Origin of the sequence: Metapseudomonas otitidis, from assembly GCF_011397855.1 — a bacterium.
Classification (GTDB): Bacteria; Pseudomonadota; Gammaproteobacteria; order Pseudomonadales; family Pseudomonadaceae; genus Metapseudomonas; species Metapseudomonas otitidis.
In genome coordinates, this window is the sequence record NZ_AP022642.1 from 818,157 (window position 1) to 832,055 (window position 13,899).

Below are 13,899 nucleotides of genomic sequence, written 5' to 3' on the forward strand. Positions count from 1 at the left end.
CTTCAGGGGGCAGGGGAGGGGGAAGCGTTCGAGGGCGCAGGCGCCCCGGCGAACCAGGCATCGCGCCGCTGCAGGCGCCAGGCCAGGCCCGCCAGGCTGAGGCCGCGCAGCGCCATGAAGCCCAGGAAGGCCAGCCACAGCCCGTGGTTGCCCAGGCCCGCCAGGGCCAGCCCCAGCGGCAGGCTCAGCAGCACCGCCAGCAGCATCGCGTTGCGCATCTCGCGGGCGCGGGTGGCGCCGATGAACAGGCCGTCCAGCAGGTAGCTCCACACCGCCACCAGCGGCAGCAGCGCCAGGTAGGGCAGGTAGCGGTGGGCCACCGCGCGCACCTCGGCGATGTCGCTCTGCAGGTCGATGAACAGCCCGCCGCCGAGCAGGAAGAACAGCGCAAAGCCCAGGCTGGCGATCAGCGACCAGCCCCCTGCCACCACCAGGGCCCGGCGCAGCTCCGCGCGGTTGCCGGCACCGATGGCGTGGCCGCATAGGGCCTCCACCGCATGGGCCAGGCCGTCCAGCGCATAGGCGGTCACCAGCAGGCCGTTGAGCAGCAGCGCGTTGGCCGCCACCGTGGCATCGCCCAGCCGCGCGCCCTGCACCGTGAGCAGGAAGAACACCAGCTGCAGCGCCAGGGAACGGATGAAGATGTCGCGGTTCACCGCCAGCAGCGGCCGCCAGCTGGCCCAGCGGCGCAAGGCACCCGCCACGATGCGCCCCGGGTGGCGCCGCAGCGCGCCCCGGGTCAGCGCCAGGCCGATCAGGGCGCCGAACCACTCGGCCGTCACCGCCGCCTTGGCCGCGCCGGCCACGCCCCAGTCCAGCCCGAGCACGAACCACAGCGCCAGGGCGATGTTCGCCAGGTTGGTCCCCAGCAGGATCGCCAGCGGTGCCCGGGCGTTCTGGGTGCCGAGGAACCAGCCCACCAGCGCGTAGTTGGCCAGGGCCGCCGGCAACCCCAGCAGGCGCAGGTGGAAGAATTCGCGGGTCAGCTGGTCCAGCTCCGCCGAGGGCGCCATCAGCCCCAGGGCCAGGTGCCCGAAGGGCAGGGCCAGCAGCCCCAGGCCCAGCGCCAGGATCCCGGCCAGCAGCAGGCCCTGCAGCAGCACCTGGCGCAGCGCACCGCCATCGGCCCGTCCGGCGGCCTGGGCCGCGAAGCCGGTGGTGCCCATGCGCAGGAAGCCGAGCACGCCGATCATCAGCGTGTAGAGCATGCTGCCCACCGCCACGGCGCCCAGCTGGTGGGCATGGGGCAGGTGGCCCACCACTGTGCTGTCCACCAGCGCCACCAGGGGCACGGAAACGTTGGAGAGGATCATCGGCGCGGCCAGACCCCACACCCGTCGGTGGGTGGGGCGGTGCCGCCAGGCGTCGCGAATCGGGCTCATTCTCGGGCTCCGCAAGGGCAGCGCAGTATAGCGGTGCAACACCGTGAAGGCGGCGACTGGAGGGCACCTTTAAAAACTACCTGCGTTGTCATCGCTGCGTTAAAAACAGGCTCAAAATGCTCATTTACGCCATGTAAACTGCGCTTTTTCGCCTGTTTTTGCCTTGCGCTGACTGCCTCGCCTACGTTTTTAAAAATGCCCTTTACGGGCATCACGGCTCGTCTATAGTTGCCGCGCGCGCAGCCGCGCGTCCCGCCCCGGAGTCACCATGTCGTCGTACAAAGGATTGTTACTGGCCCTCTCGCTGGGGCTGCTTGCCGCCTGCGATTCCTCCACCCCCGAACACACCGCCGAGAAGGCCGCCGCCGAACCCGCTGCCCAGGTCCAGGCGCCCCGCGCGCCGGTGGACACCGCGGCGCTGGCCAAGCGCTACGCCGGCCGCGAGCTGAAGGTGGTGGACATCTCCGAAGTCCAGCTCGACGGCGCCAGCGCCCTGTCGGTGACCTTTTCCGTGCCACTGGACCCGGAGCAGCCCTTCGCCGAGCGCCTGCACCTGGTGGACAAGGCCGGCGGCAAGGTGGATGGCGCCTGGGAGCTGGACGACAACCTCATGGAGCTGCGCCTGCGCCACCTGCAGCCCAAGCGTGACCTGGAGCTGACCATCGACGCCGGCCTGCGCGGGGTGAACGACGCCCGCCTGGCCAGCGCCAGCGTCAGCCAGCTGCGCACCCGTGACCTGCAGCCCTCGGTGGGCTTCGCCAGCCAGGGCTCGCTGCTGCCCAGCCGCCTTGCCGAAGGCCTGCCGGTGATCGCCCTCAACGTCGACGCCGTGGACGTCGACTTCTTCCGCGTGCGCCCCGCCGAGCTGCCCAAGCTGCTCGCCCGCTGGGGCCGCCGCAGCCAGATGAGCTACTGGGACAGCGACGCCCTGCTGCGCACCGCCGACCTGGTCTACTCCGGGCGCTTCGACCTCAAGCCCGCACCCAACACCCGCGAGAACCTGCTGCTGCCCATCGCCGGCATCGAGCCGCTGAAACCGGCCGGCGTGTACCTGGCGGTGATGCGCCGCGCCGGCCGCTACAGCTACAGCAACCCCGCCACGCTGTTCACCCTGAGCGACATCGGCCTCTCCGCCCACCGCTTCGGCGGCCGCCTGGATGTCTTCGCCCAGGCCCTGGAGGGCGGCAAGCCCCAGGCCGAGGTGAACCTGCAGCTGCTCGACCCCGAAGGCACCGTGCTGGCCGAGGGCAAGACCGACGACAAGGGCCACCTGCAACTGCCGCTGACCGACAAGGGCCGCGTGCTGGTGGGCCACCAGGGCGACCAGATCAGCCTGCTGCGCCTGGACACGCCGGCCCTGGACCTGTCCGAGTTCGACATCGCCGGGCCGGCCCAGCAGCCGCTGCAGTTCTTCGTCTTCGGCCCGCGTGACCTCTACCGCCCCGGCGAGACCGTGCTGCTCAACGCCCTGCTGCGTGACCGCGACGGCCACGCCCTGGCGCCCCAGCCGGTGAACGTCGAAGTGCGCCGCCCGGACGACCAGGTCAGCCAGAGCTTCGTCTGGAGCCCCGACGCCAACGGTCTCTACCAGCACCAGCTGGCCCTTTCGGGGGACGCCCCCACCGGCCGCTGGCAATTGCTGATCGACCTCGGCAATGGCCACAAGCAGCTCTACGAATTCCAGGTGGAGGACTTCCTCCCCGAACGCATGGCCCTGGAGATCAAGGGCAGCGACACGCCCCTGGAACCCGACGACGTCGCCCGCTTCCAGGTGCAGGGGCGCTACCTCTACGGCGCCCCGGCTGCCGGCAACCGCCTCACCGGCCAGCTCTACGTGCGGCCGCTGCGCGAAGCGGTGAAGGCACTGCCCGGCTACCAGTTCGGCTCGGTGACCGAAGAGGAGCTGAGCCAGGACGTGGAGCTGGACGAGGTCAAGCTCGACGAAGCCGGCAAGGGCGCCCTGGAGCTGGAAAGCCGCTGGGCCAGCGCCCGTTCGCCGCTGTCGCTGACCCTGCAGGCCAGCCTGCTGGAGTCCGGCGGCCGCCCCGTCACCCGGCGCCTGGAGCAGCCGGTGTGGCCCGCCGCACGCCTGCCCGGCCTGCGCGGCGTGTTCACCGACGACCAGGTGGACATGAACGGCATGGCCGAAGTGGAACTGCTGATCGCCGACCCCGAGGGCAACAAGCTGGCTGCCCAGGGCGTCAAGGTGCGCCTGGTGCGCGAGCGCCGCGACTACTACTGGAGCTACGACGACGACGGCGGCTGGAACTACCACTACAACGAGAAATTCCTCATCAGCGACGAACGCCTGGTGGACGTCGCCGCCAACGGCACCACCCGCGTCAGCTTCCCCGTGCAGTGGGGCCCCTACCGGGTCGAGGTGGAGGACCCGCAGACCGGGATGGTCAGCAGCCTGCGCTTCTGGGCCGGCTACCGCTGGCAGGACAACACCGAGGGCGGCGCCGTGCGCCCCGACCAGGTCAAGCTGGCGCTGGACAAGCCCGCCTACAACGAAGGCGACGTGGCGCGCATCAGCGTCACCCCGCCAGCGGCTGGCAGCGGCTACCTGCTGGTGGAGTCCGCCGACGGCCCGCTGTGGTGGCAGAACATCGACGTGCCCGCTGAAGGCCGCACCTTCGAGGTCCCGGTGGGCCGCGAATGGGCCCGGCATGACCTCTACGTCAGCGCCCTGGTGGTGCGCCCCGGCGAGCGCAAGGAGCGGGTCACGCCCAAGCGCGCCGTCGGCCTGCTGCACCTGCCCCTGGAGCGCGCCCCGCGCAAGCTGGCGCTGACCCTGCGCGCCGCCGAGAAGATGCGCCCCAACCAGCCCCTGGCGGTGCACGTGCAAGCGAAGAACGCCGACGGCACCCCGGCGCGCCAGGCCCATGTGCTGGTGGCGGCGGTGGACGCCGGCATCCTCAGCATCACCGACTACGCCACCCCCGACCCCTTCGCCGCGCTGTTCGGCCGCAAGGCCTACGGCGCCGACCAGCTGGACGTGTACGGCCAACTGATCGAAGCCGGCCAGGGGCGCCTCGCCTCCCTGGCCTTCGGCGGTGACGCCGGCCTCGCCGCCGGTGGCAAGCGCCCGCCGAGCAAGGTGCGCCTGGTGGCCCTGCAGAGCGTGCCGGTGACCCTCGACGAGCAGGGGGAGGGCGACGTCAGCCTGGATATCCCCGACTTCAACGGCGAGCTGCGGCTGATGGCCCAGGTGTGGACCGACGAACGCTACGGCATGGCCGAAGGCAAGACCGTGGTGGCCGCGCCGCTGGTGGCCGAACTGGCCGCCCCGCGCTTCCTCGCCGGCGGTGACGAGACCAGCGTCGCCCTCGACCTGACCAACCTCTCCGGCCAGTCCCAGGCCCTCGACGTGAAGCTGGAGGCCGACGGCCTGCTGCGCCTCGCCGAGGCCCCCGCCGGGCAGACCACCCCGCTGCAACTGGCCGACGGCCAGCGCACCACCCTGCGGGTGCCGGTGCGCGCCCTCAGTGGCTTCGGCCAGGGCAGCATCCGCGTCACGGTCAACGGCCTGGCCCTGCCCGGCGAGGCCCTGGCACCGCTGACCCGTGACTGGACCCTGGGCATCCGCCCGGCCTGGCCGGCGCAGACCCGCAGCTTCCGCGCGGTGCTCAAGGGCGACAGCTGGAGCCTGCCCGCCGGCACCCTGGCGGCCTTCGAGACCATCGGCCGCGAGGCCCGGCTGTCGGTGTCCGCGCGCCCGCCGCTGAACATCGCCGAGCACATCCGCGCCCTGCGCGCCTACCCCTATGGCTGCGCCGAGCAGACCACCAGCGGGCTCTACGCCTCGCTCTACCTCGACGCCGCCACCCGCCAGCGCCTGGGCCTGGCTGACGAGCCCGACGAGCAGCGGCGCAAGGCCATCGCCATCGGCATCGGGCGCCTGCTGGGCATGCAGCGCTTCAACGGCAGCTTCGGCCTGTGGAGCAACGAGAGCGACGAGGAACCCTGGCTGACCGCCTACGTCACCGACTTCCTCCAGCGCGCCCGCGAGCAGGGCTTCGACGTGCCCGCCGCCGCCCTCGCCAAGGCCAACGAGCGCCTGCTGCGCTACCTGCAGGACCGCAACCAGATCGACGTGAACTACACCGACAACAGCGACTACAGCCGCTTCGCCGTGCAGGCCTACGCCGGCTACGTGCTGGCCCGCACCCAGCAGGCACCCCTCGGTGCCCTGCGCAGCCTGTTCGAGCGGCGTGCCGAATCGCGCTCGGGCCTGGCCCTGGTGCAACTGGCCGTGGCCCTCAAGGCCATGGGCGACCAGCCCCGCGCCGACCAGGCGCTGGAGGCCGGGCTGGCGGCCCAGGCCGTGCGTGGCGACGGCTGGTACGCCGACTACGGCAGCACCCTGCGGGACGAGGCGCTGATCCTCGCCCTGCTGGAGGAAAGCGGCCTGGCGCCGGATCAGGTCGACGCCCGCCTGTTCCCGCTGTCGGATCGCCTGGCCGGCCGTGACTGGCTGTCGACCCAGGAGCGCAACGCGCTGTTCCTCGCCGGCCGCCACCTGATCGGCAAGCCCGAGCCGGACTGGCAGGCCAGCCTGGATATCGCCGGGCAGGCCCGCACCCTGGACCGCGACCACGCCAACCTGCGCCTCGACGAGCAGGCCCTGGCCGAACCGCTGACCCTCACCAGCCGCAGCCCGGCGCCGCTGTACCAGCGCCTGACCCTGTCCGGCTACCCGACGGAGGCACCGAAGGCGGGCGGCGAGAACCTCTCGATCCAGCGCGACTACCTGGGCCTGGACGGCAAGCCCGTGGACATCCGCGACCTGCGCAGCGGCCAGTTGGTGCTGGTGCACCTCAGTGTGCAGGCCCGCGAGCGCACCCCCGACGCCCTGGTGGTGGACCTGCTGCCCGCCGGGCTGGAGCCGGAGAACCAGAACCTGGCCCACAGCGCCGCCAGCCTGCAGGACGCCAGCCAGGAAGTGCGCGGCCTGCAGGAGTCCATGCAGGGGGCGGCCATCAAGCACCAGGAGTTCCGCGACGACCGCTATGTGGCCGCCGTGGACGTCAGCGGCTACGACACCACGCACCTGCTCTACCTGGCCCGCGCCGTGACCCCCGGCACCTACCGCGTGCCGCCGCCCCAGGTGGAATCCATGTACCGGCCGCAATGGCAGGCCCTGGGGGATGCGCCGGAGGTGATGGTGATCCACGACCGCTGATGGCCTCGCCCCCGGTCTTGGCGATGCCCTGAAGGCCGGCCCCACCCCCTGCGGTGGCGGGGCCGGCCGTTGTCCGATGCTGCCTGGAGTGCCGTTCGTGTCGTTGCTTTCCACCTGCCACCGTGGCGCCCGCCGTCTGGCGCGGCGCCGCTGGATCAGCGTGCCGCTCCTGCTGCTGGCGCTGCTGTGGCTGGCCGACCGCCTGTTCCCGCTGCCACTCCCGGCCGACGACCGTGCGCGGGTGGTGCTGGCCGAGGACGGCACCCCGCTGTGGCGCTTCGCCGACGCCGACGGCGTGTGGCGCTACCCGGTGACCCCGGAACAGGTCTCGCCCTATTACCTGGAGGCATTGCTCACCTACGAGGACCGCTGGTTCTACCGCCACCCCGGGGTCAACCCGCTGGCCCTGGGGCGCGCCGCCTGGCAGAACCTCAGCGGCGGCCGGGTGCTCTCCGGCGGCAGCACCCTGTCGATGCAGGTGGCGCGGCTGCTCGACCCCCACCCACGGACCTTCACCGGCAAGCTGCGCCAGCTGTGGCGCACCCTGCAGCTGGAATGGCACCTGTCCAAGACGCAGATCCTCACCCTCTACCTGGACCGCGCCCCCTTCGGCGGCACCCTGCAGGGCGTCGCGGCGGCCAGCTGGGCCTACCTCGGCAAACCGCCGTCGCAGCTGACCCGCGCCGAGGCCGCCTTGCTCGCGGTGCTGCCCCAGGCCCCCAGCCGCTTGCGCCCGGACCGCCACCCCGAGCGCGCCACCGCCGCACGGGACAAGGTGCTCAAGCGCCTCGCCGACTACGGCGTGTGGCCCCAGTCGGTGGTGGACGAAGCCCTGCAGGAGCCGGTGCTGCTGGCGCCGCGCCAGGAGCCGAACCTGGCGCCACTGCTGGCGCGGCGGCTGAACCGGCCGGGCAGCCCGTCGCTGATCCGCACCACCGTCGACGCCGCCCTGCAGCGGCGGCTGGAAAGCCTGCTGCTGGGCTGGCGGGCGAAGCTGCCGGAGCGCACCTCGGCGGCGATCCTGGTGGTGGAGCACCCGAGCATGGCGGTGCGTGCCTACCTGGGGTCCGTGGAGCTGGACGACGCCCGCCGCTTTGGCCACGTCGACATGGTCACCTCGCTGCGTTCCCCCGGCTCCACCCTCAAGCCCTTCCTCTATGGCCTGGCCCTGGACGCCGGGCTGATCCATTCCGAATCGCTGCTGCAGGACGTGCCGCGCCGCTACGGCGACTACCGCCCCGGCAACTTCTCCTCCGGCTTCAGCGGGCCGGTGGCGGCCAGCGAGGCCCTGGCCACCTCCCTCAACCTGCCGGCCGTGCAGCTGCTGGAGGCCTATGGGCCGAAGCGCTTCGCCGGTGAGCTGCGCAGCGCCGGCCTGCCCCTGGTGCTGCCGGCCGGCGCCGAGCCGAACCTGGCGCTGGTGCTGGGTGGCGCCGGGGCGCGGCTGGAGGACCTGGTGGGCGCCTACGCCGCCCTGGCCCGCCAGGGCCGTGCCGCCACGCCGCGCCTGCAGCCGGACGAGGGGCTGCGCGAGCGGCGCCTGCTGTCCCCCGGAGCGGCGTGGATCGTGCGGCGCATCCTCGCCGGCCAGTCCCGTCCGGACCCGGACCCCCAGGCCCCGGCGCCGCTGGGCCCGCTGCTGGCCCTGAAGACCGGCACCAGCTACGGCTTCCGCGATGCCTGGGCCATGGGCGTGGGGCCGCGTTACCTGGTGGGCGTGTGGATCGGCCGCCCCGACGGCACCCCGGTGCCGGGCCAGTTCGGCCTGGCCTCGGCGGCGCCGCTGCTGATGCAGGTGCACGACGTGCTGCTCAACCGCGACGCCCAGCGTGGCGTGCTGCCCCCGGCGGACCCACGCCCGGACTCGGTGGGCATCGCGGCGATCTGCTGGCCCCTCGGCCAGCCCCTGGCCCGGGACGACCCGAACTGCCGCCGGCCGCGCCTGGCCTGGACCCTCGACGGCACCACCCCGCCGACCCTGCTGGCGGCCGACCAGCCGCTGGGCCTGGGCCTGCGCCAGACCTGGTGGGTGGACGCCCAGGGCCGGCGCACCGCGCCGGGTTGCCCCGGCGCCCAGCCCCGCGAGGTGGCGCTGTGGCCCGCCCCGCTGGAACCCTGGCTGCCCCGGCGCGAACGCCTGGCCGGGCGCCTGCCGCCGCCCTCGCCGACGTGCCCGCCGGTGCTGCTGCCCGGCGCCGCGCCGCTGTCCATCGTCGGCCTGCGCGAAGGCGAGCAGGTGCGCCGCCCGGCGGCCAGTGCGGGCCCGCTGCGGGTGCGCCTGTCGAGCCTGGGGGGCAGTGGCCGGCGCTGGTGGTTCCTCGACGGCGCGCCCCTGGGCGAAAGCAGCCCGGACGGCGCCCTGGACGCATGGCCCGGTGACGTGGGGCGCCATCAGCTGAGCCTGCTGGACGAGGCCGGGGCGACCGCTCGTCTGGAGTTCCGGGTGATCGACTAGCCACCGCTCAAGCAACTTGACCCCGCGGTCGAGAAAACAGAGTGGGCGGGCTGCCGGATTGTCCGGCTTCATGTATACAATCCGCCGTCCCGCCCGGCCCCCGTGCATTCGCGCGTGGTCGGGCCCGTAACCGGACAGGCACGTCCGAATGCCTCGCCCCCCAGGAGCCCCACCTGCCCGCCCCGGATCGTGGCGGCTCGCCGGCGCGTGACGGCGGGGCAGGGCGGTCGCGTGCCTTTCAGCCACACAGTCCCAGGAGACAGGCCCATGCGCCTCTGGCAACGCAGTATCCAATGGCAGTTGATCCTCAGCATGGGCGCGGCCCTGCTGGTGAGCATCCTCATCGTGGTCGGCCTCTACTCGGCGGTGGTCTTCCGCCTGAGCGACCGCTACCTGGTGGGCGAGGCGTTGCCCAAGAGCACCCTGGCCATCCGCAACGACCTGGAGCGGGTGCTGGCCGAGCCGCTGACGGCGGCGCGCTCCCTGGCGGACAACAGCCTGGTCCACGACTGGCTCGGCGCCGGCGAGGACCCGGCGCGCCAGGCGGACTTCGTGCGTTACCTGGCCGGCGTGCAGGCGCAGCACAACGCCCTGGTCACCTTCCTGGTCAGCCAGGACAGCGGGCACTACTACACCGGCAAGGGCCTGGACCGCACCCTGACCCGGGGACCGGCGGAGAACGCCTGGTTCTACGGCTTCCTCGATGGCGGCAAGCCGCGCTCGCTGGACATCGACGTGGACAAGAGCACCCGCCAGCCGACGCTGTTCATCAACCAGCGGGTCAGTGCCGGTGGCCGCACCCTGGCGGTGGCGGGCCTGGGCTACGGGCTGGGGGCGATGTCGGCGATGATCCGCGACTTCCGCTTCGGCAAGAGCGGGCGGGTGTACCTGGTCAGCGCCGACGGCAAGGTAAAGATCCACCCGCAGTCGGACTACAACGACAGCCGCACCCTGGCCGACTTGACCAGCGGCGACGCCGCCCGCGCGCTGCTGGGCGGCCAGGGCCAGGCGGTGCGCTTCGAGCGTGACGGCCAGCCCTTCCTGGCGCTGGCCCAGCCGCTGCAGTCGGTGGACTGGGTGCTGGTGAGCGAGGTGCCCGAGGGCGAGATCTACGCCGAGGCGCGCCAGGCGCTGATCACCACCTGCCTGGTGGGCATCGGCGTGGCGCTGCTCTCGCTGTTGCTGGTGGTGCTGCTGGCCCGTGGGCTGGTGCGACCGATCCGCCAGGTGACGGCGGCACTGGTGGAGATCGGCGGTGGCGGTGGCGACCTGACCCGGCGCCTGGACGACAGCCGCGCCGACGAGCTGGGCGACCTGGCGCGGGGCTTCAACCGCTTCCTGGAGAGCCAGCGCGGGCTGATCGCCGACGTGCTCGGCACCAGCCGCAGCCTGCGCGACGCGGTCGGCCAGGTGACCACGGTGGTGGAGAACACCGCCCAGCGCGCCGGCCGCCAGCAGGAGATGACCGACATGGTGGCCACGGCGGTGCACGAGATGGGCCTGACCGTGCAGGAGATCGCCCGCAACGCCGGCAGCGCCGCGCTCAGCTCGCAGAAGGCGCGGGACGAAGCGGTGCAGGCGCGCCAGGTGGTGGGGGATTCCATCCGCCACATCGAGCGCATGTCCGGGGAGATCGGCGAGGCGGCCACGGCGGTCACCGAGCTGGCCGAGCAGGTGGCGTCCATCGACCAGGTGCTGGCGGTGATCCGTGGCATTTCCGAGCAGACCAACCTGCTGGCACTGAACGCCGCCATCGAAGCGGCGCGGGCCGGCGAAATGGGCCGCGGCTTCGCCGTGGTGGCCGACGAGGTGCGCACCCTGGCCAGCCGCACCCAGGCCTCCACCGACGAGATCCAGCAGATGATCCAGCGCCTGAAGAGCGGCGCGGAAACGGCCGTCAGCTCCATGCGCGCCGGGCAATCGGCCACCGGCACCGGCGTCGAGGCCAGCCAGCGCACCGGCCAGTCGCTGTCGGCGATCACCGACCAGGTGGAGGCCATCAGCGACATGAACCATCAGGTGGCGGCCGCCACCGAAGAGCAGTCCTCGGTCACCGAGGAAATCAACCGCAACGTGCAGGGCATCGCCGACCTGGCCGGTGCCACCGCCGGCGAGGTGCGCGGCTGCCGCGAGGAGTGCCAGGCACTCAGCCGACTGGCCGACGACCTGGCCGGGCAGATGGGGCGCTTCCGCCTCTGAGACCGGGCGGCGGGTGGCGGCCTAGGCGGTCTCCACCCGGTCGCGGCCGTGGCTCTTGGCGCGGTACAGGGCATCGTCCACGCGCTTGAAGAAGGCCTCGGCACTGGCGTCGTGCTGCGGGTCGAAGCAGCCGACGCCCAGGCTGGTGGTCATCGGCAGGGTGTGCCCGTCATAGGTCAGGCCCTCGCGGGCCAGGGCGGCGCGGAAGCTCTCGCCCAGTTGCACGGCCTGCTCCCGCGTGGTGCCGGGCATCAGCACGCCGAACTCTTCGCCGCCCAGGCGCAGCAGGGCGTCGCTGTCACGGCGGAACACCTGGCGCATGCGCTCGGCGAACTGCTCCAGGCAGCGGTCGCCGGCAGCGTGGCCGTACTCGTCGTTGATGCGCTTGAAGAAGTCGATGTCCAGCAGCACCAGCGACAGCGGCGAGCCCTCGCGGGCGGCGTGGGCGACCATGGCCGGGAACAGGTTGTTGAACTGGTGGCGGTTGCCCAGCAGGGTCAGTCCGTCGGTGCGGCTGAGGGCGTCCAGGCGCTGGCGCTGCAGCAGCAGCTCCATCTCTAGGTTCAGGGTGCCCTGGTACTCGCGGTGGCTGCGGTTGAGGGCCAGCAGCAGGTAGCTGAGGTAGAAGGCCAGGGTCACCAGCTCGGCGGTGAGTCGCTCGGGGGCCAGCAGCATGGCGGCCAGGCCCGGCAGGTACAGCAGCATCAAGGCGAGGATGGCCCAGGCCCGGCGCATGGCGAAGTTGAAGGCCATGGCGGTGCCGAAGGCGACGGTGCTGAGGGTGCCGATGATGCGGGCGTCCCGGTAGTCGGGCGTGAGGATCATGTAGGCGTGGGCCAGGCCCCAGGCCAGGCAGGTGAGCAGGATCAGCCCCCAGTGGGTGTCCAGCCAGCGCTTGAGCTGCGCCTGCGTGGCGGCCGCGCCCGGGCAGTGACGGAGGCGCGCCACCAGCAGGGCGCCGAACAGCAGGGTGCCGCCCAGGCCCAGCAGCAGGTGCTCGCCGGGTGCGGCGCTGAAGGCCCAGGCAATGGTCCAGGCCAGCAGGTAGTAGAGGCCGCCAAGGCGGGTTCGGGTGCGGGTGTCCTGGATCTCGCGCCAGAGCGGGAAGGTCTCCGGCTGGTGGGGCAGCTCTGTGTCAGTCATGCGTTGTGATCACAAATACGGCTGGTGGGCAGAGCTTACCCGGTTCCGCATTGACATCAACTGGCCACTGTCCTGGCCGACCTTTGTCTGACGGCCGGTCAGCCGCGGCGGATCATCCACACGCCGGCGATGATCAGGCCCAGGCCGGCCAGCTTGCCGACGCTGATGGGCGCCTCGCGGTAACCGGCCCAGCCGAAGTGGTCGAGCGCCAGGGCCATGCTCAGTTGCCCGGCGAGCACCAGCACCATGAACAGCAGCGCGCCGATGCGTGGCCCGGCGAAAGCGGCGGTGGCGATGAACACGGCCCCCAGCAGGCCGCCGCTCCAGTGCCACCAGGTGAGGCCCTTGAGCGCGGTGAAACTGGGCAGTTCGCGTTGCGCGGCGGCGACGATGAACAGCGCCACCGTGCCCACCAGGAAGGAGATCAGCGCCGCGCTCATGACGCTGGAGACCTGCCTGGCCAACTGGCCATTGATGCCCGCCTGGAGCGGGAGGAAGGAACCGGCGACGAAGGGCAGGGCAAGCAGCCACCAGGCATTGGGCATGGGGGAATCTCCTGAAACGAAGGGGGCGGCGATTATGCCGCCGCCCCCCGGTCGCTGTCTCAGATCAGGGCCACTGCATCTCGCCCTTGAGCACCTTGGCGCTCAGTTCCAGGTCTTCCACGCCGTGCAGGTCGGGGTAGCGCTTCTTCATCGCGGCCACCAGGGCCTTGGCGTCCTTGGCGCGGGGCAGTTCCTGCTCCAGGGCCTTGAGGTAGTCACGGGTGAACTGCAGGTCGCCCAGGCCCTTGGCCGGTTCGCCCAGGTAGTGGCCGGGGACCACGCGTTGCGGTTGCAGCGCTTCCAGGGCGTCCAGCGCGCCGACCCAGTTGCGGCGGGACTCGACGGTCTGCGAGTCGGCGGTCCACACGTGCATGTTGCCGCTGACCAGCACGCCACCCAGCACGGTGCGCAGGGACGGCACCCAGAGGCTGGTGTGGCTCGGGTCCGGACCGTCCAGGCCGATCACGCGGATGCGCTCGCCTTCCAGGGTCAGGCTGTCGCCCTGCAGCGGTTGCGGCACCACCAGGTTGCGCGGCGCGCCGTCCTTGAGGATCGGGCCCCAGTGGGCCAGCTTCAGGTCCTTGGTGGCCTGGATATGGGCGATGGTCTGCGGGGTGGCCAGCACCTTGGCATCCGGGAAGGCGCGCAGCAGGGTGTCCAGGCCGAAGTAGAAGTCCGGGTCGCCGTGGCTGATGAAGATGGTGGTCAGGCGGCGGCCGCTGTCCTTGATGCGCTTGACCAGGTCATCGGCCTGGTGGCTGGAGAACTGCGCGTCCACCAGCAGGGCGTCCTTCTCGCCCAGCAGCAGGGAGGAGCTGACCGGGAACACGGCCTGCTCGCCGGGGTTGTAGACCTGTAGTTCCAGGGGTTGCTGGGCCAGGGCGCTGCCGGCGGCGGCGCTGAGCAGGGCGCCGGCCAGCAGGCGGCGGATGAGAGCGAACGGGGCCATGGTGGGCTACCTCGGTGAGTGGGTGACGGCGTGCAGGATAG

At 72.0% G+C, this 13,899-nt stretch carries 7 protein-coding genes; 3 read left to right on the forward strand and 4 right to left on the reverse strand.

Annotated features, from left to right (window positions below; all coding sequences use genetic code 11):
• Nucleotides 1-2: 2 nt before the first annotated feature.
• Nucleotides 3-1,382 carry an MATE family efflux transporter gene (locus PotMrB4_RS03875; protein WP_172432562.1) on the reverse strand — a complete coding sequence of 460 codons (1,380 nt, stop codon included), beginning with the start codon at nt 1,380-1,382 and terminating at the stop codon, nt 3-5.
• A 268-nt stretch (nt 1,383-1,650) separates the two neighbouring features.
• Between PotMrB4_RS03875 and PotMrB4_RS03880 the strand changes: the two genes are divergently transcribed.
• The 3 genes from PotMrB4_RS03880 to PotMrB4_RS03890 all read left to right on the forward strand — a co-directional run bounded on the left by PotMrB4_RS03880 (nt 1,651) and on the right by PotMrB4_RS03890 (nt 11,221).
• Nucleotides 1,651-6,567, forward strand: coding sequence for an alpha-2-macroglobulin family protein (locus tag PotMrB4_RS03880; protein WP_172432563.1), 4,917 nt, complete (start codon nt 1,651-1,653; stop codon nt 6,565-6,567).
• A gap of 136 nt (nt 6,568-6,703) precedes the next feature.
• Entirely contained in the window at nt 6,704-9,022 is a 2,319-nt protein-coding gene (pbpC, locus tag PotMrB4_RS03885; protein WP_394354032.1) for a peptidoglycan glycosyltransferase PbpC, read from the forward strand.
• Nucleotides 9,023-9,289: 267 nt separating this feature from the next.
• The gene (locus PotMrB4_RS03890) at nt 9,290-11,221 is read left to right on the forward strand and encodes a methyl-accepting chemotaxis protein (RefSeq protein ID WP_172432565.1); all 1,932 of its coding nucleotides are present in this window, start codon (nt 9,290-9,292) and stop codon (nt 11,219-11,221) included.
• A gap of 21 nt (nt 11,222-11,242) precedes the next feature.
• Here PotMrB4_RS03890 and PotMrB4_RS03895 read toward each other — a convergent pair whose 3' ends face one another.
• The 3 genes from PotMrB4_RS03895 to PotMrB4_RS03905 form a co-directional block, all read right to left on the reverse strand.
• Entirely contained in the window at nt 11,243-12,364 is a 1,122-nt protein-coding gene (locus PotMrB4_RS03895; RefSeq protein ID WP_172432566.1) for a GGDEF domain-containing protein, read from the reverse strand.
• 98 nt (nt 12,365-12,462) lie between these two features.
• Complete coding sequence (locus tag PotMrB4_RS03900; RefSeq protein WP_044411209.1) at nt 12,463-12,909, reverse strand: DMT family transporter; 447 nt, start codon at nt 12,907-12,909, stop codon at nt 12,463-12,465.
• Between the two features lie 64 nt (nt 12,910-12,973).
• Nucleotides 12,974-13,858: an MBL fold metallo-hydrolase gene (locus PotMrB4_RS03905; protein ID WP_074972728.1), complete on the reverse strand. Its 885-nt coding sequence runs from the start codon at nt 13,856-13,858 to the stop codon at nt 12,974-12,976.
• Between the last annotated feature and the right edge of the window lie 41 nt (nt 13,859-13,899).